The 24,055-nt window shown below is 59.1% G+C and carries 25 protein-coding genes; 7 read left to right on the plus strand and 18 right to left on the minus strand.

Translation table 11 applies throughout. The annotated features are described in order from the left end of the window. The first annotated feature begins 102 nt into the window (after positions 1 to 102). The 3 genes from AC2FFD_RS02075 (at position 103) to AC2FFD_RS02085 (ending at position 3,831) form a co-directional block, all read left to right on the plus strand. On the plus strand, positions 103 to 1,992 hold the full coding sequence (locus tag AC2FFD_RS02075; protein ID WP_480683828.1) for an acyl-CoA synthetase: 1,890 nt from the start codon (positions 103 to 105) through the stop codon (positions 1,990 to 1,992). A gap of 12 nt (positions 1,993 to 2,004) precedes the next feature. After that, positions 2,005 to 2,928, plus strand: coding sequence for an alpha/beta hydrolase (locus AC2FFD_RS02080; protein WP_496871697.1), 924 nt, complete (start codon positions 2,005 to 2,007; stop codon positions 2,926 to 2,928). Between the two features lie 99 nt (positions 2,929 to 3,027). Beyond that, positions 3,028 to 3,831, plus strand: a complete 804-nt coding sequence (locus AC2FFD_RS02085) for a class I SAM-dependent methyltransferase (protein WP_496871700.1) — start codon at positions 3,028 to 3,030, stop codon at positions 3,829 to 3,831. A 23-nt stretch (positions 3,832 to 3,854) separates the two neighbouring features. Here AC2FFD_RS02085 and AC2FFD_RS02090 read toward each other — a convergent pair whose 3' ends face one another. The 15 genes from AC2FFD_RS02090 to AC2FFD_RS02160 form a co-directional block, all read right to left on the minus strand. Further along, positions 3,855 to 4,691 carry an alkaline phosphatase family protein gene (locus AC2FFD_RS02090; RefSeq protein WP_496871702.1) on the minus strand — a complete coding sequence of 279 codons (837 nt, stop codon included), beginning with the start codon at positions 4,689 to 4,691 and terminating at the stop codon, positions 3,855 to 3,857. A 153-nt stretch (positions 4,692 to 4,844) separates the two neighbouring features. Further along, positions 4,845 to 6,482, minus strand: coding sequence for an ABC transporter ATP-binding protein (locus tag AC2FFD_RS02095; protein WP_496871703.1), 1,638 nt, complete (start codon positions 6,480 to 6,482; stop codon positions 4,845 to 4,847). After that, positions 6,479 to 7,294 carry an ABC transporter permease gene (locus AC2FFD_RS02100; protein WP_171329524.1) on the minus strand — a complete coding sequence of 272 codons (816 nt, stop codon included), beginning with the start codon at positions 7,292 to 7,294 and terminating at the stop codon, positions 6,479 to 6,481. The genes AC2FFD_RS02095 and AC2FFD_RS02100 overlap by 4 nt, the downstream gene beginning before the upstream one ends. Continuing rightward, positions 7,291 to 8,247: an ABC transporter permease gene (locus AC2FFD_RS02105; protein WP_170343601.1), complete on the minus strand. Its 957-nt coding sequence runs from the start codon at positions 8,245 to 8,247 to the stop codon at positions 7,291 to 7,293. The genes AC2FFD_RS02100 and AC2FFD_RS02105 overlap by 4 nt, the downstream gene beginning before the upstream one ends. Positions 8,248 to 8,262: 15 nt before the next feature. After that, on the minus strand, positions 8,263 to 9,849 hold the full coding sequence (locus AC2FFD_RS02110) for an ABC transporter substrate-binding protein (RefSeq protein WP_496871705.1): 1,587 nt from the start codon (positions 9,847 to 9,849) through the stop codon (positions 8,263 to 8,265). A gap of 238 nt (positions 9,850 to 10,087) precedes the next feature. Then, entirely contained in the window at positions 10,088 to 11,191 is a 1,104-nt protein-coding gene (locus AC2FFD_RS02115) for a DUF4147 domain-containing protein (protein ID WP_496871706.1), read from the minus strand. After that, positions 11,191 to 11,628 carry a D-aminoacyl-tRNA deacylase gene (dtd, locus tag AC2FFD_RS02120; protein ID WP_496871708.1) on the minus strand — a complete coding sequence of 146 codons (438 nt, stop codon included), beginning with the start codon at positions 11,626 to 11,628 and terminating at the stop codon, positions 11,191 to 11,193. Before dtd ends, AC2FFD_RS02115 begins: the two co-directional genes overlap by 1 nt. Positions 11,629 to 11,670: 42 nt before the next feature. Further along, entirely contained in the window at positions 11,671 to 12,339 is a 669-nt protein-coding gene (locus tag AC2FFD_RS02125) for a nitroreductase (RefSeq protein WP_496871709.1), read from the minus strand. 65 nt (positions 12,340 to 12,404) lie between these two features. Next, positions 12,405 to 13,520, minus strand: a complete 1,116-nt coding sequence (locus tag AC2FFD_RS02130; RefSeq protein WP_496871711.1) for a TFIIB-type zinc finger domain-containing protein — start codon at positions 13,518 to 13,520, stop codon at positions 12,405 to 12,407. A 7-nt stretch (positions 13,521 to 13,527) separates the two neighbouring features. Next, positions 13,528 to 13,845, minus strand: a complete 318-nt coding sequence (locus tag AC2FFD_RS02135) for a CPCC family cysteine-rich protein (RefSeq protein WP_496871712.1) — start codon at positions 13,843 to 13,845, stop codon at positions 13,528 to 13,530. A 9-nt stretch (positions 13,846 to 13,854) separates the two neighbouring features. Continuing rightward, entirely contained in the window at positions 13,855 to 15,003 is a 1,149-nt protein-coding gene (locus AC2FFD_RS02140) for an SPFH domain-containing protein (protein WP_170343608.1), read from the minus strand. A gap of 22 nt (positions 15,004 to 15,025) precedes the next feature. Next, positions 15,026 to 15,946, minus strand: a complete 921-nt coding sequence (locus tag AC2FFD_RS02145) for a DUF2927 domain-containing protein (protein WP_170343609.1) — start codon at positions 15,944 to 15,946, stop codon at positions 15,026 to 15,028. A 49-nt stretch (positions 15,947 to 15,995) separates the two neighbouring features. After that, the gene (locus AC2FFD_RS02150; RefSeq protein WP_170343610.1) at positions 15,996 to 17,186 is read right to left on the minus strand and encodes a toxic anion resistance protein; all 1,191 of its coding nucleotides are present in this window, start codon (positions 17,184 to 17,186) and stop codon (positions 15,996 to 15,998) included. A 29-nt stretch (positions 17,187 to 17,215) separates the two neighbouring features. Continuing rightward, positions 17,216 to 18,130, minus strand: coding sequence for a 5-bromo-4-chloroindolyl phosphate hydrolysis family protein (locus AC2FFD_RS02155; RefSeq protein ID WP_480683843.1), 915 nt, complete (start codon positions 18,128 to 18,130; stop codon positions 17,216 to 17,218). A 175-nt stretch (positions 18,131 to 18,305) separates the two neighbouring features. After that, positions 18,306 to 19,184 carry a pseudouridine synthase gene (locus AC2FFD_RS02160; protein ID WP_171616101.1) on the minus strand — a complete coding sequence of 293 codons (879 nt, stop codon included), beginning with the start codon at positions 19,182 to 19,184 and terminating at the stop codon, positions 18,306 to 18,308. Between AC2FFD_RS02160 and AC2FFD_RS02165 the strand changes: the two genes are divergently transcribed. Continuing rightward, positions 19,183 to 19,647: a nucleoside deaminase gene (locus tag AC2FFD_RS02165; protein WP_170343613.1), complete on the plus strand. Its 465-nt coding sequence runs from the start codon at positions 19,183 to 19,185 to the stop codon at positions 19,645 to 19,647. The two genes, AC2FFD_RS02160 and AC2FFD_RS02165, sit on opposite strands and share 2 nt — an antisense overlap. 15 nt (positions 19,648 to 19,662) lie before the next feature. Here the strand turns inward: AC2FFD_RS02165 and AC2FFD_RS02170 are convergent, their stop codons facing one another. After that, on the minus strand, positions 19,663 to 20,355 hold the full coding sequence (locus tag AC2FFD_RS02170) for a metal-dependent hydrolase (RefSeq protein ID WP_170343614.1): 693 nt from the start codon (positions 20,353 to 20,355) through the stop codon (positions 19,663 to 19,665). A gap of 60 nt (positions 20,356 to 20,415) precedes the next feature. On the opposite strand from AC2FFD_RS02170, the gene AC2FFD_RS02175 reads away from it, so the two are divergent. Beyond that, positions 20,416 to 21,087, plus strand: coding sequence for a ceramidase domain-containing protein (locus tag AC2FFD_RS02175; RefSeq protein ID WP_496871717.1), 672 nt, complete (start codon positions 20,416 to 20,418; stop codon positions 21,085 to 21,087). Between the two features lie 71 nt (positions 21,088 to 21,158). Here AC2FFD_RS02175 and AC2FFD_RS02180 read toward each other — a convergent pair whose 3' ends face one another. Both AC2FFD_RS02180 and AC2FFD_RS02185 read right to left on the minus strand, forming a co-directional pair. After that, positions 21,159 to 21,722 (minus strand): DUF4202 domain-containing protein, encoded by a 564-nt coding sequence (locus tag AC2FFD_RS02180; RefSeq protein ID WP_496871719.1) that lies wholly within the window; start codon positions 21,720 to 21,722, stop codon positions 21,159 to 21,161. A 156-nt stretch (positions 21,723 to 21,878) separates the two neighbouring features. Beyond that, positions 21,879 to 22,037 (minus strand): hypothetical protein, encoded by a 159-nt coding sequence (locus AC2FFD_RS02185; protein ID WP_170343617.1) that lies wholly within the window; start codon positions 22,035 to 22,037, stop codon positions 21,879 to 21,881. 228 nt (positions 22,038 to 22,265) lie between these two features. Here AC2FFD_RS02185 and gatC point away from each other — a divergent pair, with 228 nt between their 5' ends. Together gatC and gatA are read left to right on the plus strand one after the other, a co-directional pair. After that, complete coding sequence (gene gatC / locus AC2FFD_RS02190; RefSeq protein ID WP_117868236.1) at positions 22,266 to 22,553, plus strand: Asp-tRNA(Asn)/Glu-tRNA(Gln) amidotransferase subunit GatC; 288 nt, start codon at positions 22,266 to 22,268, stop codon at positions 22,551 to 22,553. A gap of 3 nt (positions 22,554 to 22,556) precedes the next feature. After that, complete coding sequence (gatA, locus tag AC2FFD_RS02195) at positions 22,557 to 24,044, plus strand: Asp-tRNA(Asn)/Glu-tRNA(Gln) amidotransferase subunit GatA (RefSeq protein ID WP_480683847.1); 1,488 nt, start codon at positions 22,557 to 22,559, stop codon at positions 24,042 to 24,044. Positions 24,045 to 24,055 lie beyond the last annotated feature (11 nt).

Raw genomic sequence — 24,055 nt, forward strand, 5'->3', positions numbered from 1 at the left:
TGAAGGCTAAGGCCTCGCTTGCGCGAGGTTCGTTTTGCTTCCATCTTGGTTGCGCATAACAAGCCCGCGCAAAACGCGGGAGAATAATACGGGAGGAACCACATGGCCTTTGTGGGTTTGGAAGACAAGAAGCGCATGGAACAGGAAATGCCGTGGGAGGACCGGGATTTGCCCGTCACCTTCCATCAGCTTTTGTCGCGCACCGCAGGGAAGTTCCCCAACCACAAAGCCATGAGCTTCCAACTGTTCTCGGGCCCGAAGGACAAGGCCGAAACTCTGACCTGGTCGCAGCTTCTGAGCCAGGTCAACCAGGCGGCGAACCTGTTCCGCTCGCTGGGTGTGGGTGAAAAAGACGTGGTCGCCTATGTGCTGCCCAACTGCAACGAGACACTGGTCACGATGATGGGCGGTGCGGTTGCGGGGATCGTGAACCCGATCAACCCCCTGCTTGAACCGGAACAGATCGCAGCGATCCTACGCGAGACCGGCGCCAAGGTCGTGGTGACGCTGAAATCCTTCCCGAAAACAGATGTCGCGCAGAAGGTCGAAGAGGCGGTGCGCCACGCACCCAAGGTCAATACCATTCTGGAAATCGACCTGAACCGGTATCTGACCCCGCCCAAATCATGGCTGGTGCCGTTCCTGCGCCCCAAGATGGGCGACAAGGAAAAGCTGGCCCATGCGGATTACAAGAGCTTCCACACGGAACTGGCCAAGCAGCCGACGACGCTGACGTTTGAAGACAGCAAGGAAGATCGTGTCGCCTGTTATTTTCATACCGGCGGTACCACGGGTATGCCGAAGGTGGCGCAGCACAAGTATTCCGGCCTGATCTACAACGGCTGGTTGGGAAGCACGCTTCTGTTTGACGAAAACGACGTCATCATGTGCCCGCTGCCCATGTTCCACGTTTTCGCGGTGCATGTGATTGTGATGGCGGCCGTATCCTCCGGTGCCCATGTGGTTTTCCCGACGCCACAGGGATATCGCGGCGACGGGGTGTTCGACAATTTCTGGAAGCTGATCGAGCGTTGGAAGGTGAGCTTCATCATTACCGTGCCAACCGCGATTTCAGCCAAGATGCAGCGCCCGGTCGATGCCGATATCTCAAGCGTAAAAACGGCCTTCTCGGGTTCGGCCCCGTTGCCGGTGGAGCTGTTCCGCCGGTTTGAAGAAGCAACCGGCGTCACCATTGTCGAAGGGTACGGTCTGACAGAGGCCACGTGTCTGGTCTCGTGCAACCCGGTAGATGGTGAGAAAAAGATCGGATCCATCGGTATTCCCTTCCCCTATACAGACGTCAAGATCTTGCAGGATGGGCCAGATGGACCGACCGAGTGCGGCACCGATCAAATCGGTGAGATCTGCATCTCGAACCCGGGTGTCTATGCGGGCAATACCTATACCGAGGCCGACAAGAACGTTAACCTGTATCACTTTGACAAGTACCTGCGCACGGGCGATCTGGGGCGCTTCGACGAAGATGGGTATCTGTGGATCACCGGTCGCGCGAAGGACCTGATCATTCGTGGCGGTCACAACATCGACCCTGCCGAGATCGAAGAGGCTTTGCTGGGCCATGACGCCGTTGCTTTTGCCGGTGCCATCGGCCAGCCGGACGCGCATTCGGGTGAAGTTCCCTGCGCCTTTGTCGAACTGGTCGAGGGCGCGTCGGTCACAGAAAAAGAGCTTATGGATTACTGCAAGATTCACGTGCATGAACGCGCGGCGCAGCCCAAGCACATGACCATTCTGGATGAGCTGCCCAAAACGGCGGTTGGCAAGGTGTTCAAGCCTGATCTTCGGAAACAGGCCATCACTCGTATCTACAACGGCGCCCTTGAGGATGCAGGATTGGCGGCGCGGGTTGTTTCTGTCATCGATGACAAGAAGCGCGGCCTTGTCGCGCAGCTTGACGCGAACGGATCTTCGGAAGACGATGTTGCAAAAGTGCTGGGGGTATACACCCGGCCATGGGAGTGGTCTGAATAAGCCGGAGGGACAATGGACTATGAACGCCTGATCGACGAAGAAACCTGGGCGTTCATACGTCGCACGGCAGAAAGCTATCCCGATGACGCGGTCGATCTGTCGATCGAGGATCAGCGCCGTGTCTATGACACTATGTGTCAGGGCTTTCGCCAACCACGCCCGGCTGGGGTGGAAACAGAAGACCGGACCGCTGATGGTGTTCCGGTCCGAATTTACTCTGCCGGGCAACCAACCCGAACCGTCATCTATTTTCATGGTGGCGGTTTCGTTGTTGGTGGTCTGGAAAGCCATGATGACGTTTGCGCTGAATTATGCGCCCAAACCGGGTACCGGGTCGTCGCCGTCGATTACCGGCTGTGTCCTGAACATGTGCACCCGGCACAGTTTGATGACTGTTGGGCGGCTGCGAACTGGGCCGCAACCAAATTCGGAGACCCATTGGTTTTGGCCGGTGACAGCGCCGGTGGAAATCTGGCTGCTGCGGTATCCCACTACGCGCGCGGGCGTATGGACGGAATCCTGGGGCAGGTGCTGATCTATCCGGGCCTCGGTGGGGACCGCACCCGGAGGTCCTACCAGGAACATGCCCAGGCCCCCTTGCTGACGTTGGATGAAATCAAGTTTTATGAAACCGTCCGATGCGCGGGCGATCCGCCCCAGGGCGATCCGACCTATGCGCCGTTGCAGGACAGTGACTATTCAAACCTGCCGCCGACCGTGGTTGTAACGGCTGATTGCGATCCGCTGCGTGACGACGGGCAGGTTTATTGCAGTCGGATCAATGCGGCGGGCGGGCAGGCCCACTGGATCAATGAGTTCGGTCTTGTGCACGGGTATCTGCGCGCGAGAACCTCGGTGAAACGTGCGGCTGACAGTTTTGAACGTATTTCGGTTGCGATAGAAGCGCTGGGGCAGGGGATCTGGTCCTACGACTGATGCAGTGATTTGAAGGCTCTGGTCCTTTTTGGGGCCTGTATGCCGAAAATCGGCTGGCTGTGGTAAGCTCACTCAAATTCTCCGAGGAGATATTACCTTATGACCGACCCCTTCCAGAACGTTGATGCCGCCGGGCCTGAATTCATCAAGTTGTTTGCGGATTCAATGGACCAACGGCAAGCGGACCCGGCCATGGAACGGATCGTTGCCGCCTATCTGGGTCATCTGAACGTCACGGATGCATCAACGGTTGTCGAGGTTGGGGCCGGTGCAGGCGCCGTCACACGTCGCATCGCATCACACTGCCACCCGGCGAACGTCATAGGTTTTGAACCTTCGAAAGGGTTTGTCTCGGAAGCCAACGATCGGGCTAAAGAGTATTCGAACCTGACGTTTAAAGTGGCGGACGGTGCCGCGCTGCCTTTGGAAGATGAAACCGTCGATGCGGTTATCATGCACACGGTGCTCACGCATGTGGAAGATCCCGAATCTCTGATTGCCGAGGCTTTCAGAGTGCTGAAGCCTGATGGTCTGTTGATTGTGTGTGACGCTGATTTTTCCAAAGCGACGTTCAGCTCTTTTCCGAATGATCCACTGGATATCTGCGCAATAGAGTTCGTCCGCGAGTTTGTGACCGATCCATTTGTCGTCGCAAAACTCAGGTCAATGATTTCCGATGTCGGACTTTCTGTTAGGCACTTTGACGTGCAAAGCAGAGTTGTCTCGACACCCGAGCAGATGTTGCCTTGGGTCGATCTGACCACCAAGCAAATGTACGAGCGAGGTGATATCGGAAAAGAACTGGCAGCGGGGCTTGTGGCCGAGCACGAAAGACGTGCTCGAAACGGGTCGCTTTACGGATACCAGGTATTTGCGACAGTGGTGGCGGCGAAGGCCGCATAAGCGGCCCCGAAGCCGCATGACCATTACCGCAGAAACGGTTCCGCCTTCATGGTCTCTGCAATGGGGGCACCCATTCGGCTCAGGATGGTCGGGGCCAATTGCAACTGGTTTATGACGGTCTCGACGTCTGGCCCTTCTGCATCACCGAAATAGTACAGCGCCGTTTCCTGTTGCAGCGGGCCGCGCCCACCGTGGTGGCCGCGCTCGTCCTGGCCATGATCCGCGGTGACGATCACTTCATATCCCAACTGGCGCCAGCGGGGGATGAATGGCGCAAGCATTTCGTCGGCAACAAAGCAGGCGTGATCCATTTCTTCACAATCGTGGAAAAAACGGTGGCCCATACTGTCCAGCGTGCAGGTGTGCAGAATGCCATAGTCCAGCCCGAATCGCAGGCACAGATTGGTCAGAGTGGCATACAGATCGACATCGGATGGCGTCATCTGGTTGGCTTTGCCATAGCCGGTCATGCTGTGAAAACGACCATGGTTGATCGTCGCGCTTTCGGGCTCGTCGTATTCGATGTCGCGGACGTAGTCGAAGGGGTGACGGTTGAAGAACTGCGACCAATAGCTGTGTGTCACCGCCCCGGTCACACCACCGGCTTCACGCACCTGACTGAACACGTCCTTGTGGCTCAGCCGGAAGACGTTTCCATTCCCGGTGCAGCCATGCTCTTGCGGTGTCACGCCCGTGTGGATTGACGCATAGCAACTGGCCGATGTCGAAGGCAGCACGGCACGCAGTTTCCAAAGCCGTGCTTCACCACTGTCGACCCAGCCTTCGAGATTGCCGAACAGGCGGCGAAAATTGCGATAGGGGACACCGTCCAGAATGATGAGGAGAAGCTTGCGGTCCATGTCGAGGCCCTTTGAGAGACATTGCGTTCCGGCGACCCTAAGAGATTCGACGTCTATCGGCTGCCACTTTGCGCCCCCAATAGCAAAATCCCGACACCTGTCTTCAAACAAGGTGCCGGGATTCAAACCTTCATCGAAATGTCACGAACCGGATCAGTTACCGGCGCTTTCCATCTTGCGATGGGCGACGACCTCTTCCAGCCAGCCCAGATGCATTTCAGGCACCGAACTGAGCAGCAGGTCGGTGTAATCGTCGAAGGGCGGGCTCAGCACCTGACTCTTCGAGCCGTAACGGGCCACGCGACCCTGATACATCACCGCGATGCTGTCGCTGATCGCGCGGACCGTCGCCAGATCGTGGGTGATGAACAGATAGGCCACATCCTCGATCTTTTGCAGGTCCAGCAGCAGCTTGAGGATGCCGTCCGCCACCAGCGGATCCAGTGCCGAAGTGACCTCGTCACAGATGATCATCTTGGGCTTGGCTGCCAGTGACCGGGCGATACAGACACGCTGTTTCTGACCTCCGGACAGTTCCGCAGGATAGCGGTCGATGAATTTTTCGCCCAGCTCGATCTCATCCAACAACTCGATGATCCGTTTGCGCTTCTCAGCGCCGCGCATGTTGAAATAGAACTCCAACGGGCGGCCGATGATGGTGCCGACGGTCTGGCGTGGGTTCATTGCCACGTCTGCCATCTGATAGATCATCTGCAACTCGCGCAGATCCTCGCGAGACCGTCCCGCAAGGTCCGGCGAAAGTGTGCGCCCGGCAAAACGGATCTCGCCATCGCGTGGCGGCAACAGGCCGGTGATCACCCGGGCCAGCGTGGATTTGCCCGAGCCGGATTCGCCCACGACCGCCAGCGTCTGCCCCGGATGAAGCTCGACATTGACGTTGTGCAGCACGTCGAAGTTCAGCCCCTTGTAGCGCGCGGTGATCCCGTCAACGGTAAGCAGCGGTTCCGGTGTGGGCTGCTTTTCTTCGTGCTCGATCGAACGCACCGAGACCAAAGCCTGCGTGTATTCTTCCTGCGGGTTGTTGATGATCTGATCGGTGCTGCCGTATTCGACTGTGTCACCCATCCGCAAAACCATGATATCGTCGCTGACCTGCGCAACGACCGCCAGATCATGCGTGATGTACAAAGCAGCAACGCCGGTATCGCGTATGGCATCCTTGATTGCCATCAGAACATCGATCTGGGTGGTCACATCCAGCGCCGTGGTGGGTTCGTCGAACACCACCAGATCGGGTTCAGGACACAGTGCCAGCGCAGTCATGCAACGCTGCAACTGACCGCCCGAGACCTGATGCGGATAGCGGCTGCCGATGTTGTCAGGGTCAGGCAAGCCCAGCTTTGCGAACAGATCACGCGCGCGGCCTTCAGCTTCTTTGCGAGAAAACTTCTTGTGCTCGACAGCCGCTTCGACAACCTGATCCATGATCCTCTTGGCCGGGTTGAACGACGCGGCCGCGGATTGCGAGACATAGGCAACCTCGCCCCCGCGCAGATTCCGAATATCGCTATGCGATGATTTCAGGATGTCGCGCCCGTTGACCCAGACCTCGCCGCCGGTGATTTCGACGCCACCCCGGCCATAGGCCATCGAGGCAAGACCGATGGTGGATTTCCCTGCGCCGGATTCACCGATCAGACCCAGTACCTTGCCGCGCTCCAGGTCAAAGCTGACCCCGTGCACGATTTCGATGTCATGGGGTTTCTCACCCGGTGGGTAAACGGTCGCACCGATCTTGAGGTCACGGACCTTGAGAAGGGTATCACTCATCCCCGACCTCCTTTCAGCGATGTGGTTCGGTTCAGGATCCAGTCAGCCACAAGGTTGACCGAGATCGCGAGCGTCGCGATGGCCACGGCGGGGTACAGGGCCGCGCCAATGCCATAGACGATGCCGTCCTTGTTTTCCTTCACGATGCCACCCCAGTCGGCCAGCGGCGGTTGAACGCCGAGACCCAGGAAGGACAGGGTAGAGATAAACAGCACCATGAAAATGAACCGCAGGCCGAACTCGGCCACCAGCGGTGACAATGCGTTCGGCAGGATTTCCCGGAAGATGATCCAGGTCCGCCCCTCACCACGCAGTTTCGCGGCTTCGACATAATCCATCACGTTGATGTCCACGGCGACGGACCGCGACAGGCGATAGGGGCGTGTCGCATCCAGAAGACCCATGACGAGGATCAGGATCGGAACGGTGACCGGAACGATGGCCAGAATGACCAGCGCAAGGATCAGCGTAGGGATGGACATGATCAGATCGACCGTCCGGCTGAGCGCCTGATCCGCCCAACCGCCCAGAACGGCGGCCAGAAGACCAAGCGATGTACCGGTCAAGAAGCTGAGCAATGTCGCGGCGGCGGCAATGAAGATCGTCGTGCGCCCGCCATAGATCATGCGGGTCAGCAGGTCACGGCCGATGTTGTCGGTGCCCAGCAGGTGCTCGGCGCTGGCCGGTTCCCATACATCGCCGACCACTTCCGCCATCCCGTAAGGCGCGATCAACGGGGCTGCGATTGCCACGAAGAAATAGGCGCCGGTGAACATGAGGCCAATCAGAGCCGAAATAGGAATGTTCTTCATTTCGGATGCCTCAGTCTTGGGTTTGCGAGGATCGAGACGATATCCGCGACCATGTTCAGGCCGATGTAGACAGCCGCGAACACCACGCCGCAGGCCAGAACGACCGGCACGTCACGTTTGGTCACGGCGTCCACAAGGTACTGCCCCATGCCGGGATAGACGAACACGACTTCGACCACGACCACGCCAACAACCAGATAGGCGAGGTTCAGCATGACAACGTTCACGATGGGTGAGATTGCGTTGGGAAAGGCATGCCGCGCGATGACCTGAAATGTGCTCAGGCCCTTGAGTTCGGCCGTTTCGATATAGGCTGATTGCATGAGGTTCAGAATTGCAGCGCGGGTCATCCGCATCATCTGCGCAAGGACCACCAGTGTCAGAACGAAGGCAGGCAGCGCAATCGCGTTCAGCTTTTGCCAGAACGACATCGAGTCGTTGATCATCGCAAGCGAGGAAAACCATCCCAGTTTGACCGAGATGTAGTAGATCACGACGTAGCCGATCAGGAACTCGGGGATAGAAACCGTTGTCAGCGTGACGGCGGAAATCAGTTTGTCGGGCCAGCGATTGCGGTACCGGACGGCCAGTAGCCCCAGGAAAATCGCAAGCGGGACGGATACGATTGCCGCAACACAAGCCAGGAATAACGTGTTCCCGAGGCGTTTTCCGATGCTCTCGGCAATATCAAGCTTGTTGGTCAGCGATTGCCCAAGGTCGCCCTGAACGATGCCGCCCAGCCATTCAAAATAACGGGTCAGGGCCGGGCGATCCAGGCCCATTTCTTCGCGAAGGTTGGCCAAGGCCTCGGGGGTTGCGGACTGCCCCAGGACGGCTTGCGCGGCGTCTCCGGGAAGAGCTTCGGTCAGGCCAAAAATCAAGGCCGAAGCGCCGAACAGCAATAGAATTCCCAGCGCGAGGCGCTGGGAAACCAGTTTTATGATAGGATGCATTATCCGATGCCCGTATCAGACGAACCACATTTTGCGGGACATGTTGCCGTTCATCATCTCCTGCGTCGGGTCGCTTTCCCAACCATCCAGCTGGTTGCTGACACCTTCGACAAAATCATTGAACATCGGGCAGATCAGGCCGCCTTCATCGCGGACCATGCGGCCCATCTGGCTGTAGATCTTCTTGCGTTTTTCGGCATCCAGTTCTGCACGAGCCGCGAACAGCAGGTCGTCAAATGCCTGAACTTTGAACCGTGTGTCATTCCAGTCCGCCGTCGACAGATACGCGGTCGAATACATCTGGTCCTGCACCGGACGACCGCCCCAGTAAGAGGCACAGAAGGGCTGCACGTTCCAAACCTCGGACCAGTAGCCATCATTCGGCTCGCGCTTGATTTCCAGCGGGATTCCGGCCTGGGTCGCTGTCTGTTGGAACAGGGCTGCGGCATCCACGGCACCCGGGAAGGCACCGTCTGCAACACGAAGGATAATCGGCGAACCGTCATGACCGGACTTCTTGTAGTGCTCGGCGGCTTTTTCCACGCTGAACTCGCGCTGTTCGATGGTCTCATCAAACAGAGGATAGGCTGCGTTGATCGGCATGTCATTCCCGATCGAGCCATAGCCGCACAGAACCTTGTCTACGAGTTCGGTACGATTGATGGCATATTTCAGGGCCGTGCGCAGTTCGTTGTTGTCGAACGGTGCGGTATCGCAGTGCATGATAAAGACATAGTGGCCACGGCCAGCGGTCGAATGCACGGTCAGATTGGGTGCGCGCCCCAGCAGGTCCGCGACCTTTGGTTCAACACGGTTGATGGCGTGGACCTGACCCGATTGCAGTGCAGCGGTACGCGCGGTCGCGTCATTGATAACCACGACTTCAACACTGTCGAAGTTGCCAAAATCAGAGTTCCAGTGGTTCTCGTACTTTGTGAACAAGTGGCGCACACCGGGTTCGTCCACTTCCACCTTGTACGGTCCGGTTCCGATACCTGCCCCTGGATTGTCCATGCCGCCATCGGGCTGAATGATCAGGTGGTAGTCGGCCATCAGATACGGAAGGTCCGCGTTCGGCTCGGACAGCGTAACCTGGAAGTTGTCGCCGTCGGCTTTCATTGACTCGATGCCCTTCATGATGCCCAGAGCACCAGACTTGGAGTCTTCGTTCGAGTGGCGCTGCATGGTCTTCAGCACGTCCTCGCTGGTCATGGTCTTGCCGTTGTGGAATTCGACACCCTGACGCAGTTTGAAGGTCCAGACCTTGGCATCCGCGCTGCCTTCGACGCTTTCCGCCAGGCGCGGTTCGATGGACCCATCGGGGGCAACTTCTACAAGCTGGTCGCCGAATTGCTTGCCGTTCTGGAACGGAACCGAGCTGGCATAGGTCGCGGGATCCAGCGAGTTCGTGGATTCGCCACCCTGAAGGCCAAATTTCAGGTCACCGCCCTTTTTCGGGCCTGCCGCGCGTGCTGCGTCCGCGAACATCGTGCTGGCCACGGCAGCCGAAACGCCCAGAGCCGCAGCTTTCCCCATGAATTCGCGGCGAGTCATCTTCCCGGCTGTGACCTGACCGGCCATATACGTGATTTGTTCGTTCATATGAGTGTTCTCCCTATTGAGTGGTTCCAGCCCCTTGGGGGGCTTTTTGTTGACGCATGAGTCAACGTTGGCTTATTTCCGCGGACCGGGCAAGGTTATTTCTCTTAAATACCGAAGGCCGAAGCCCTCTCTTTCTTGTCCGGTGTGCGGCAATTGCTGAGTGGGTGTTCAGGTGCATTCTGCATTTCCGGGTAGTTTCCGGTCGATTGCGGGCCAAAGCAGCATGATAAGCGTCAAATCATCCACGTATCGCGACAACCAGGTCCATGACATTGGTGCCGGTTGGCCCTGTTGTCAGCAAAGCATTGGCTTTTTCCAGGAAAGACCCGCTGTCGGCTTTTAGAAGTGCAAGATCTGCGCCCTCACCCCAGGTTGCGCCTGTTATGATTCCACCCGCCGCATTTGTCGGACCGTCCGTGCCGTCGGTGCCGCCCACGACCACCGCAAGATCCGTCTGGCCTGAAATCTCTTTGGCCAAGGCAAGCGCAAGGGCCTGATTTCTGCCGCCACGCCCCGGGTGATCAGGCAAAACCACGGTCGGTTCTCCGCCAAAGATCATCACGCCCTTTTCCATTCCTCGCAGCATGGGCCCAAGACGCGCCGCGACTTTCAAATAGTCGTCGTGCAGGGCCTCATCATTGGTCAAAACCCTCAGTCCCATTTTTTCCGCTGCTTTGGCAGCGGCATTGCGTGCATGCGCGTTCGAAGCAACGATCCGGGTGGTGGCCGCAAAGGAATGGTTGTCGGGCAACGCTCCGATTCCCGAGCCGATGACGTTCAGATCGTCTCCGGGCACGTCCGAGATCGCCAGAACAGTGGCGCGGTCTCCGGCGAAATGGGACAGCAGACCGCCGCCCTTGATACGCGACAGCTTGCGACGCTGGGCATTCATCGCGCGGATATCCAGCCCTTTCGACAGCAGTTCGCGGTTCAACGCCCCGAGGTCATCAAGCGATGTTCCGGGAAGCAGGTCCTCGGCCAGGGATGACGCGCCGCCCGAGACCAGCAGCAGCACATGTGATCCGGGCCCCATCTGTTCCATGGCGAGGCGCAGTGCCCGCCCGCCCGCAAGACTGCGGTCGTCCGGAACGGGGTGCGACGCCTCGATCACCTCGACCCCACCCGGCAGGTCGCGGCCATGGTCGTCTTTGGTGACCACAAGCGTTGGAATGGTGCCGAAATGTTCCAGCGCAGCCCGCGCCATGGCTGCGGCGGGTTTGCCCACGGCCAGAATACGGTCGGGTTTCGGGACATCAGGCAAGGCGGCCAGGGTGGCCTCGTACCCGCCGACGGCCTCAACACCGGCCTGCCACAACGTGACGGCTTGCTTCTCAATATCCATCAATTCTCCACCCAGATCGTGACCGGCCCGTCATTTACAAGTTCCACCGCCATGTCCGCACCGAACTGGCCGGTTTCCACCGCGACGCCCTGCGCGGCAAGGTGCTCGGCGAAGACCTTGTACAACTGCTCTCCCAGCTCGGGCGGGGCTGCGTTTGAAAATCCGGGGCGATTGCCGCTGGAAGTGTCCGCCGCCAATGTAAACTGGCTGACCACCAGAGCAGAGCCTTGAACATCCAGAAGCGAGCGGTTCATCTTGCCGGCGTCGTCCTTGAAAATCCGCAGTTTTGCAGTTTTCTCGGCCAGTTTTTCTGCCTGTGCCTTGCTGTCGCCCTGCATGGCGCAGACCAGAATCATGAGCCCAGGGCCGGTTGTGCCGATGACGGTGCCTTCGACCGACACTTTGGCCTGTGTCACCCTTTGCAGCAATGCGCGCACTTGGTTCCTCCCCCGAGATGTTGAGCCTGCCTGAGCGACGGTTTAGCCGCGCCAGTCCACAAAGTCACCCAATGCCGCACGTTCCGTACGGAAGCTGTTTGCAGGATGATCCGTATCCGAATAGCCAAAGGAAATTGCGCACAGGATCAAACGATCATCGGGGATCTGAAAATAATGATGCAAAAAAGGGCTGTATGCGGCCAATGCCGCTTGTGGGATGGTTGCCACGCCCAAAGCCTGAGCAGCGAGCGCGAAAGCCGTGACAAAGCCGCCGCAATCCATTGCACCATAAGGTCCAAGCTCTGCCGGGCTTGAGATGATGGCACAATGTGGTGCGCCAAACAGGGCAAAGTTCTGCATCATTTGCTGCGCCGACCCTTCGCGGTCCCCCCGTTCTACGCCAACCGCGCTGTAGAGTGCCCAGCCGCACGTCCGGCGGCGGTCTTGATACTCGCCGGAGTAAGACGTGGGAAATGGAAGATCCGGGGCCGGTGTGCCGTTTTCCGCCTCGTTTGACATCGCGTCGCGGAACCTGTCGGTTTCGTCTCCGCTGGTGATGACCAGTTGCCAAGGTTGCGCGTTGCACCAGCTTGGCACCCGGGACGCGCTGGTCACGATCTGCGCGATCTGGTCTTGCGGTACCGGGTCCGGAAGAAAGGCGCGGCAGGAATGACGTTTGTCCAGCAAGGCATTCAATTCAGCAATCGACACGTGGACCTCTTCTCAACGTTGCAGGCCTGAGGATGACGGTGCGGTGTAAATTGTACAAGAGGCTGTTATTGCTGTCCTGTTGCCATCAAATATCCGACACCTGCGGCAACCAGCAGGCCAAGTACAACGGCGATCGTGATCTTTATTGCCGACCAGGGGCGCTCTCCCTGAACCCGACCGGTCCGGCCGTTTACCACGAAACGATAGGTCTGGCCGCGATACTTATAGGCCGCCAACCAGACCGGCAGCAGGATATGTTTGAATGTGACATCGCGCACATCAGTGTCCACCGCATGGATACGTTGCCTGTCGCCCCCAATATCAAAACGTACATCACGCTCGATCACGCGGGCCATATGTGCGCGGGCCTCGGCATATCCCTCTTTCAGTTCAACCGTATAGGCCTCGGCCCGAAAACCGGCGAGGTATTCTGGCTGGTAGGGTTCCAGAGCCGGGAGATCCCAAGGCTCCAGAGCATCCGTGTAAGCCTTGGGCAGAGACCTTGAAGCCAAAACCAGCACGTCGTCAAAGAACCGGGCCACCCGGCCGGACTTGGGCGTCCAGCGGACCTTGGGCACCTGTTGTTGCACCCGTTTGCCATCCCGCATGACGGTGCGGGTTTCATAGTAGACCGTGCCGCGCTCTCCGCGATAGGCCGATTTCGTGTCGGCATCAAAGGTCCAGTAGGGCACATAGATGCCCTGCATCCTGCGGCCCTTGCGGGCATAGTCCTTGAGCCCGTTCGGCGCGAACCACAGCCGCCCCAGCCAATCGCTCATCGCCCTGTGGGCCGAGCGTTCATCCAGAGCAAAAGGCAGAACACCCTTCGGTTTGATATGCCGGTTCACCCCGGTGTCCGTCACGACCGGAGTGGCGCAGAACGGGCATTCCGCAGCATGGGTGTTGGGGTCGAATTCAACCTGCGCCGCACAGTTCGGGCAGGACAGAACCCGTGTCTCTTCGATTTCACTGTCGGGCAAGCGGTCGGCGATGGCCGCGTCGAAATCCAGCTCGCGCAGGCTGGCGCCGCCCCAGGGGCCAGCCCCGATCGGTTCGGAATGGCCGCAGTGATCGCAGGTCAGCGTGCCGGATTTCGGGTCGAACCGATAGTCCGCGCCGCACTGGTCACACGGAAAACGGAGTTCCGCAAAATCAGGTGATGGGGCAGGGGCATGAGTCATGAGGCGCTCAGTCCTTGAGAGGGAAGTAGAGATAGTCCGCGCGGTCTTCCTCGGGCAGGACATGCGGCAGCATTTCGGCTTCGCAGGCCCCGATCGTCCTGAAATTTTTTCGCCCCTCGGCCAGCGTCAGGCCGTGATTGGCCGCCGAGGGCTCGCGTGGGTTCGTGTCATAATGGATGTCCTCGTCCTCCCAGAAACAGATCGGGCAGATCAGGTACTTTCCGCGTTCCGAAAGGGTGACATAGTCGCAGCAGGGGCAGACGAAATGCGGGCCGGGACGCGTCTTGCGCCTGCCCTTTTTCGAGCGTTTTCCAAGGCCGGCCATGCGGTGCCCTCATGCGCCGGGCGGGGGCGGCGGCAGAATGGTGAACAGTTGCGCCAGTTCCTGCACCTCGCCCGCCTTCTTCCAGCCGTCCTGACCGGGCGTCCACACGTAGGTGTCGCGCGTGATCTCGCCGTCGCTGGCCATGCGGCCCATCTTGGCCTTCGAGAACGGGCCGCTGGTCTGTCCGTCCACCGCGATGTGCCACACATGTTCGACCGGCGGCGGGGGCGGCGGGGCGACATGCGCAGACGGTTGCGGGGCAGCGGGCGCGGGCGCGCCCCACGGGCCTGACGGCCGACCCGCTGCCATGTTCGACATCTGGTTCGCCATCGCCATGCCCATTCCCATACCAAGGCCAGCGCCCATGCCGCCACCGCCGTTTGGGTTGCTGGCGGCCGCCGTCATCGCCTCGGCCGCCGAATACTGGGTGAACTTGCCCAGATCCCCCGCCAGCCCCATCGAGGTGCGCTTGTCCAGCGCCGCCTCGACCGCCGGCGGCAGCGAGATGTTTTCGATGTAGAATTCAGGCATCTCCAGCCCGTATCCGTCCAGCACGGGTGAGACCTCGGCCGCGATCAGCTTGCCCAGATCGGCGGTGTTGGCGGCCATGTCCAGAACCGGAATGCCCGAGCCTGCAATGACCCGGCTGAATTCCTGCACGATGATGTTGCGGATCTGAAAGCTGATCTCGTCCATGGTGAATTCACCATCGGTGCCCACGATCTCGATCAGGAACTTGGCCGGGTCTTTCACACGTACCGTATAAGTGCCATAGGCGCGGATCCGGGTCGGGCCGAATTCCGGGTCGCGCAGCATGATCGGGTTCTTGGTGCCCCATTTCAGGTCGTTGAACCGGGTGGTGTTGACGAAATAGATCTCGGACTTGAAGGGCGACTGGAACCCGTGATCCCAATGTTGCAGTGTCGTCATGATCGGCATGTTGTTGGTTTCGAGCATATAAAGGCCCGGCGTAAACACATCCGCCAGTTGGCCTTCGTGTACGAATACCGCCGCCTGACCTTCGCGCACGGTCAGCTTGGCGCCATACTTGATCTCGTGGCCTTCGCGTTCGAACCGCCAGACCATCGTGTCACGGGTGTCGTCCACCCAATGAATGACATCAATGAATTCTCCGGTCAGAAAATCGAAAATTCCCATCTGGGTTCTCCTGTCATCGGGGTCAGAGCGGCTGCCCCATCAATTCATGTGCGATTATTCGTACAATGGGTCGTGCTTCATCAACGTCTATGCCGGGCTGCAATCGCGGGTCATACAACATCGTCAGCAGCTTTTCGTCGTGACTGGTCAGCAGGGCAAATTCGTCATCATCGTTGAAAATCGAAGGTCGCGCTGCCGGGCTGTCATTGGACAGGCCAAGACCCTGAGCAATTTCTTCGTGAATGCAGCTTTGCCGGCCCAGATCCGTCAATTCGGCCCGGATAAGGGAAACGGCACGTACGTATCTGTGTGGTGATGAGGTCGTAGCCGACGCAAACACCAGACAGTCGAAATTGGCGCGTGGATTGGCCACCAGGTTCAGCGAATCCTGACTGATATTCGGGATCAGCTGTTTCAGGCGGGATACGACATAGGCGCTGTCATCCTTGCCTGCAAAAAAGACATGGAAATTGGCGTTGCGGGAGACGACGGAAACCGGATGATCGGTCAATCTGGCCAGACGGGTGGCAAAGGACCGAACCTGATCTGCATCTTGCTGCCGTGCAGAAGGAAGCACGGAGGGGCCGAACTCGGTCTGTATCCGGACAGAGCCGGACCATCGGCTGAGTTGCCCGTCCGTCTGACGCGAGCCAGCCGCGACGCTTTGCGTCGGATATTCGCTGTAGAACGCGATCGCTTCGAAATTCCGCGCCAGATCGTCGGCATCATAGGGGGTGTCGGGGCCGCCCCCATCGGTGCGTAAAAGCCCCCGCACCAGCAGGTCCCGTTCAACCCGTCGATAAAAGCGCGCCAGATCCTGACTTGCGGCAGATGGCGGCACATAAGCATTGGCTGCCTCGGGTGCGGGTGTCGGGCGAGGTTGTGGAACAACGGATGACGTCAGGGTCTCGTCGCAATTGGCCAAGGCCAAGAGCGATACCATCCCCAAGGTTCCTTTCAAGTAACCGAAGGCCCGCACGCCGATCCCGCCCTTAACCGGGTACCGCCGTACCGGCAGTGTCGCCAGTTCCGTCGCGCCGTGCCTTGGCAGACGCCAAAGTGTCGCGCAGTTCCTTTTCCATCTTCTGCAACTCGGCTTCGGCTGCGGCGCGTTTGGCCTTGCCTTCGTCCGCAATCGCAAGGCTTTCGTTGATGGTGCCAATCAGGTCGGCATTGGCCTGCTTGACTGCTTCGATGTCGAACACACCGCGCTCCATTTCTTCGCGGATCATCTTGTTCGATTCACGCAGGTTGGCTGCGTTCGAGGTCAAAAGCTCGTTGGTCAGGTCATTGGCATCCCGCACCGCGGCGGCGGCTTCGGCGCTGCGCTGGATCGTAACCGCCTGGGCCAGTTGCGTTTCCCAAAGCGGGACGGTGTTCACCAGTGTCGAGTTGATCTTGGTGACCAGCGATTTGTCGTTTTCCTGAACCAAGCGGATCGACGGCAGGGACTGCATCGTGACCTGTCGTGTCAGTTTCAGGTCATGAACCCGGCGTTCAAGGTCGTCCCGCGCCGCGCGCATGTCACGCAGTTCCTGCGCCTTCATCACTTGCTGGTCTTCCGGAGCGGCCTGAACTTCGGCCTCCTTTTCAGGGATGTCGTGGCTGTCGAGTTCGGTCAGCTTCTCTTCGCCCGCCGCGATGTACAGCGCCAGTTCATCATAGAAATCCAAGGTCTTTTCATACAGCAGGTCCAAAGACTTGATATCCTTGAGCAGCGTATGCTCATGCCCCAGTAGATCGTCGGTTATGCGGTCTATCTGGTCCTGAACCTCTTCGTACTGGGCGGTGAATTTCGCAAATGGTGCAGCCCTGCCCAACAGTTTTTCCCACCAGCTGCGCTCGCGGCGCACGTCTAGTTCACTGACCGAGAACCCGCGGATCGTGGTTACGATGTTGCGCAGGCTGTCACCGGCCGGGCCGACATCCTTGTTGCGCACATCCGCAAGCATGGCCTGGCTGATCTCCTGCAACTCGGCCTGCGCGGACGAGCCGAACGCGACGATCGAATTGGTGTTGTCCATGTCGATTTCATTCATCCGCTTGCGGATTTCGGCGCTGACGGGTTCGTCGGCTTCCTCCAGCGACACGACCTCGGCCTGTGGTTCGGGCAGGGCAACTGCGGTGACTTCCTGTACCAGAGTTTCGGCCTGTACCGCCTTTTTCTTGATCTCATCGGACATGGGGATGTTCCTCGCTCAAATATGGCCGGTCAGTCCAGCCGGACGCCTTCGCGCTGCAATCTTTCACGCAGCACGTCGATTTCGACCGTCAGATCACTGCGGTCATCCAATAACATTTTCCGCGTACGCGCGGCAAAATTCTGTTCCAGATCGTCCAGCAGGGCGGAATAGTCGGCCAGTGCCTGCGCGTCGCGGGTGCGCGCGTAGATATCGGCAAATTTGACAGTCGCATCACGCGCGCCCTGTAGATAAACGGTCAGGTATTTTCTGGCACCGGCCAGATCGCGGGGGTCTTCCTCGACCGTGCGGAACAGGTCACGTGCGGTGTCCTGAAATCGCTCGACCCGGGCTTCGACGCGTCGGTCGCCCGCGCGTTTTATGGCATCCGTCATTTCCGACAAATGTTTCTCGGCATCATCGACCACGCGGGCCACGCGGTCTTGCTGAAAGGTGTCGACCCCCTCCATGCCCTTGTTCTTCATCGGATCAAGGCCGAATGAGACAGAATGCAGAACGGTCGCTGCCACGCCAAACAGCGCGGGGGCCAACAGGCTGACCTGCGCTGTTGCTTCAGCGTCCAGAAACTCGGATCTGTAAGACGCAAGGCCTGCGCCAAGGCCCGTGAGAACACTGGCAAATATCTTGCGCGGAAAAGCGGGCCGTCGGGCGGTTTTGCGGGCGTTGTACGCGGCCTCGGCCCTCAGACCTTCCCGCAGCAAGAATGCGGCCGCCGTCAGGAAACCAGCGGCGACCAGCCCCATGGTCATGCCAATCGCGCCGTCGTTCAGGGACAGAAATACCAGAGGAATGGCGGGCACAAACAGAATATTCGCACGTGCGCCAGCGGGCTCGACCCGCGCGCCGTCAAACTGACCCCTCGGCAGTGGGGTGTTTTCCGATTCATCGCCGTGCGGGCTGTATTTGCCGCCAAACCGTTTTGCCATGACTTACAGACCCCCGAGCAAGCCAGTGCAGACGCCGAACAACAGTACCAGCAGTGCCGCGTAGGCCAGTTTTTGCACTGCGCTTCCGGACATCACGCCCCCCAAATAGCAGCTTTCACTGAAAATTTAGGGGATACGCGGGCTTAGCGCTAGGGGGAAGGTTGCCGAACCCGCATCACTTGCGGGGATTCTTGCCGATCCGAGGCCGTTTTCTTTGTGGCCGTGACGGGCGTTTGGGCGCGTTGTCGGGTTTGTCCTCGGCGTCCAGACCCAGCTGGTCGCGCATGACCCGGCGACGGACTTCTTCGACCTCGCCCTGTTTCAGGGTCCCCAGCTGGAAGGGGCCATAGGACACGCGCAACAGTCGGTTCACGGTTAAACCGATATCTTCCATCGCGCGGCGGATTTCGCGGTTCTTGCCTTCGCGCAGGCCGATCGTCAGCCAGGCATTTGCGCCCTGTTGGCGATCCAGCGACACGGTCATTGGCTGAAACCGCTCTCCCTCGATCACCAGCCCCTTGCGCAGCGGTTCGAAATCCTCGTCCTTCGGGCGACCGTTCACCCGCACGCGGTACTTCCGCAACCAGCCGGTCGAGGGCAGTTCCAGCTTGCGCTTGATGCCGCCATCGTTGGTCAACAGCAGCAATCCTTCGGAATTCAGGTCCAGCCGACCGACGCTCATCACCCGTGGCATGTCGTCGGGCAGCTTGTCGAAAATTGTCTCTCGTCCTTTTTCGTCGCTGGTCGTCGTCACCAACCCGGCGGGCTTGTGATACAGCCAGAGACGCGACGGTTCCGGTTCCGAGACCGGCTTGCCGTCGACTGCGATCTTGTCTTTCGCCGTCACGTTCAGGGCTGGGCTGTCGATGGTCTTGCCATTCACTGCCACGCGGCCTGCTTCGATCATGCGTTCCGCCTCGCGCCGCGACGCTACACCAGCGCGGGCCAGGACTTTGGCGATCCGATCGCCGGGGGGTGGGGTCTTGTTCATGTCAGGGCCATACCGCATCCCGCGCGCTTGCGAAAGGCGGGTTTCTGATGCAGTCAGGGGCATGGTGTTCAAATCGCATATGCAACAGGCCCTGTCCGAGGCGCGAGCGGCAGCCGACAGGGGGGAGGTGCCCGTGGGGGCTGTTGTCGTTGGTCCGGACGGAACGGTCGTGGCCGCGGCCGGAAACCGGACGCGCGAGTTGAATGATCCCACGGCCCATGCGGAAATCATGGCCTTGCGAGCAGCCTGTGCGCAGGCGGGCTCTGAACGGCTGCCGGATCATGATCTCTACGTCACGCTGGAGCCTTGCGCGATGTGCGCCGCAGCCTTGGCGGCCGCGCGCATCCGGCGGATCTATTACGGTGCGGCAGACCCCAAATCCGGGGGCGTGGCGCATGGCGCGCGCGTGTTTTCACATGCACAGGCGCATCACGTGCCCGAGGTCTATGACGGGATTGCAGGCGAAGAGGCCGCCGCGCTTTTGAAGGCCTTCTTCGAAGCGCGCCGCAAAGACGCGCCGGGTTGACGCGCTGCGCTGTCGTCAGACGGTGATGGCTTTCATGACCTCAGGTTCGATCACATCGACCCCCGGCAATCCGTCGATCAATGCCCGTGCGGATTGTTCCAGAATGGGGAACGTCCTGTAGTGGCATGGGATGACCGTCTTGAAGTCGAAGTACCGTTTCGCGGCATAGGCGGCGGCTTTCATATCCATGGTGAAATGCCCGCCGGCTGAAAGGATGCCGATATCGGGCTTGTAGTAATCCCCCATCCAATCCATGTCCGCCATGATGTCGGTATCGCCCGAAACATAGAGCATACGCCCCTCGGCCGCGATCATGAAGCCGACCTCGCTGCCGCCGGTGCGCAGACCATCTGGTGTTGAAAAAGTCGAACTGTGAGAGGCCGGAACCATTGTCACCTTGACGCCGTTCAGATCGACGGTGCCGCCTTTGTTGAAACCGATGGTCTCGATGCCTTCCGCTTCGCTCCAGTATCCCATCAGGTCATACTGTCCGACAACGGGGATTTTCAGGTGTTTGGCCAGCGGCAGAATGTCAACCACATGGTCGAAATGCGTGTGGGTCAGAAGGATATGAGACGCACCATCCAGCGCTGCATCATGCTGATCTTCCGGCAAGACCGGGTTGCCGGTCAGCCACGGGTCGATCAACAGAACCTGCCCCTGAGTTTCAATGCGAAAACTGCCATGGCCCAGCCAGATAATGTTCATTCCGGTTTTCCTCCCATAAGGTCTCTTGGCAGCAGCCTAGCATCGGCTATGTAAAATTCCATGGACTGGATTCGAGAAATTGATGGCTATTGTGAACGCGTGTCGCCGGACTATTGGGCCGAGCCGATCAATGCGATCACGAACGCTGCTTTTCTGATAGCCGCATGGATCATGTGGCGGCGCGTGCGCGATCAGGACATGCCGTTTGCCAAGGGTCTGGTCGTGATTTTGGCCATGATCGGGATCGGAAGCTATCTGTTTCACACCCATGCCCGGGTTTGGGCGGCCTTGGCGGATGTGGCGCCGATCCTGCTGTTCATATTGGTCTATATATATGCGGTGAACCGCGACATCTGTCGCATGTCGTCTGGATTGGCGATCTGCGGTACGCTTCTGTTTCTTCCCTATGCGGCGGCCGTTGCGCCCCTGTTCCAGCTTGTGCCGGGGATTGGTGGGTCGGCGGCTTATGCGCCGGTCCCTTTGTTGATCCTGATCTACGCGTTCCTGCTGCGGGGCAATGATCCGAACTTGGCCAGAGGGATGACGCTCGGGGCTCTGATCCTGATTCTATCGATCACTTTCCGGGCGGTCGATCTGCCAATTTGCAGGCAATGGCCGATGGGGACGCATTTCATGTGGCATATTCTGAATGCCATCATGCTGGGTTGGCTGATCGAAGTGTATCGCGCGGCTCTTGTCAGGGGCCGTTTTGGCAAAGGCCCGGCGTCTTGAGGCGCGGAGGGATCGCGTGTGTCCTCCGAGCTTCGTGACAAGGAGGTCAACGAAACCGCCCTGGTCCGATCCTAGTTCTGAAAGGCTGCCGCCAGATGATCGGGCAGATCAAATTCGCTCAACACCCGAGCGCGGCCTTCGGGCGACATCTTGCGAGCCGTTTTTTCAACGATGCTCTGGATTTTCTCGGCCGAGTGTTTCGCGGCAAAGGGCTGGAAATACCATTTCAGGAATACAAAGCAGATTACGTCTTCCAGCGCCTGCACCTCTGCGTCGCGCTTGATGCCCTGTTTGCGCAGCATGCGCCCTGCGGCCTCGACCTGTTCCGCGTCATAACCTTCACGGGTCATCAATCCCATGACCACATCGGCATGGTGTTCGCCCTGCGCCTTGCGCCATGACAGGTATCCAGCCCGGCCTTCGGGATATTCACTGCGGGCAAGTCTCCAACGTTCCACATGCTGCCCGCGCGCGGCGATCTGAAGGGCGTCAGAAGCGTCCGGAAACAGGCGGTCCAACTCGGCACTCATGCGTTCGCCATACAGCAGTGCCGCAGGGCGGCCATCGTCTTGGTTGGGGTCATTTGCATTGGCTGCGTCGATTGCGTCCAGAACCGCTTGTTTTTGCGCGCTCATCATCTGCTCCACTGGCTTGCCTGAACTACGAAACCTCGGCGCAGTTCTGTTCTGTATTCGACGTCATGCTAACGGCTTGCCCTGGGATGTGCATCCTCGAAAATGAAAAACGGCCGGGTCAGAGAGGGGATATCTGACCCGGCCGGGACCTGCGCTTTACTTGGCAGGTTTAACCTGATCCTGCGTGACCGGTTCCGCGATAGGGGACGGGAAGGTCAACGTGCGTGTCAGGTTGCTTGTGTCGATACCCAAAGCCATGGCCGGTGCGGCCAAAATCGTGGCGGACAAGACTGCGGCTGTTATCAGGGGTTTCATGTTTTTTCTCCGGTTTGCGTTATGTCGCATAAATAAAATGAACAGTACAGTTCAGTTTTCAAGATCGATAATGAACTATTCGGTTTACTTTTTTGCATACCGGCCATTCAGTTTTGAATGGCCGCAGAAGTGGAGGGAATTCCAAACTTGCACCTGCCCATGGCACCCCGGTCTTGCGACTGTCGCTACAGACGGGTAAACGCCCCCTAACGTAGATGAGGGAAGCCGATGTCGATTGACCAAAGCACCGCCGCCAAAGTGGCCAAACTGGCCCGGATCAAGGTCGAGGATGACGCGCTGCCGGCGCTGGCATCCGAGTTCAACACCATCCTGGGGTTCATCGAACAGCTGAACGAAGTGGATGTGGAAGGTGTCGAGCCGATGGTCTCGGTCACACCCATGCGCCTCAAGCGTCGTCAGGACGAAGTCACCGATGGCAATCAGCAGGACAAGATTCTGGCCAACGCCCCCGACGCCCGCGAAGGGTTCTTCGCAGTCCCCAAAGTGGTGGAGTAAGACATGAGCGATCTGAACAAAATGGGTCTGGCTGAGGCCCGCGACGCATTGCGAGCCGGCGACGTCACTTCTGTTGAGCTGACAGACGCCTGCCTGAAAGCCATTGATGAAGCAGATGCGCTGAACGCATTCGTCCACAAGACGCCTGAGATCGCGATGGAACGCGCCAAGGCGGCGGATGAACGGATCAAAGGTGGCGACGCTCCGTCAATGTGTGGCCTGCCGATCGGCATCAAGGACCTGTTCTGCACCAAGGGCGTGCCGTCGCAAGCCGCGTCGGGCATTCTTGAAGGATTCAAGCCGGAATACGAATCCACTGTTTCACAGCAACTGGCTGACGCAGGTGCCGTTATGCTGGGCAAGCTGAACATGGACGAATTCGCTATGGGGTCGTCCAACGAAACATCGGTCTATGGCAATGCCGTCAGCCCTTGGCGTCGTGGCAACGATGATACGCAGCTGACGCCGGGTGGCTCGTCCGGCGGGTCGGCGGCGGCCGTTGCTGCCGATCTGTGCCTTGCGGCAACGGGCACCGATACCGGCGGTTCCATCCGCCAGCCCGCGGCTTTTGTCGGCATCACCGGCATCAAGCCGACTTATGGTCGCTGCTCTCGTTGGGGCATTGTTGCCTTTGCATCCTCGCTGGATCAGGCCGGGCCGATGACCAAGAATGTCCGCGACGCCGCGATCATGCTGGAAACCATGTGCGGTCATGACGCCAAGGATTCGACCAGTGCGGACCTGGCCGTCCCGAATTTCGAAGCGATGCTGACCGGAGACATCAAGGGCAAGAAGATCGGTATCCCCAAGGAATACCGCATGGACGGCATGCCCGCCGAGATCGAAAAGCTCTGGGCCGACGGTGCTGCGATGCTGAAGGATGCGGGGGCCGAGATCGTCGATATCTCGCTGCCGCACACCAAGTATGCGCTGCCTGCCTACTATGTGATCGCCCCGGCCGAGGCGTCTTCGAACCTCGCCCGCTATGACGGTGTCCGCTATGGGCATCGTGCGCAGTTGGCGCAGGGGGATGGCATCACCGAGATGTATGAAAAGACCCGCGCCGAGGGCTTTGGTCACGAAGTGCAGCGCCGGGTCATGGTCGGTACCTATGTTCTGTCGGCTGGTTTCTACGACGCCTATTACAACCGTGCCCGCAAGGTGCGCACGCTGATCAAGAAAGACTTCGAAGACGTGTTCGCGGCCGGGGTCGACGCCATCCTGACCCCGGCAACCCCATCGGCAGCCTTCGGTCTGGGCGAAATGACCGAAGCAGATCCAGTTCAAATGTATTTGAACGACGTCTTTACAGTGACCGTGAACCTGGCCGGTTTGCCCGGTATCTCGGTCCCCGCAGGGCTGGACACACAAGGCCTTCCGCTGGGATTGCAACTGATCGGGCGTCCTTGGGAAGAAGGCGATCTGCTCAACACCGCCTATGCGCTGGAAAATGCGGCCGGTTTTGTGGCCAAGCCCGTGAAATGGTGGTAAGCCTCGGGCAA

The sequence above is a fragment of the Ruegeria sp. YTSC002 genome (assembly GCF_059609845.1).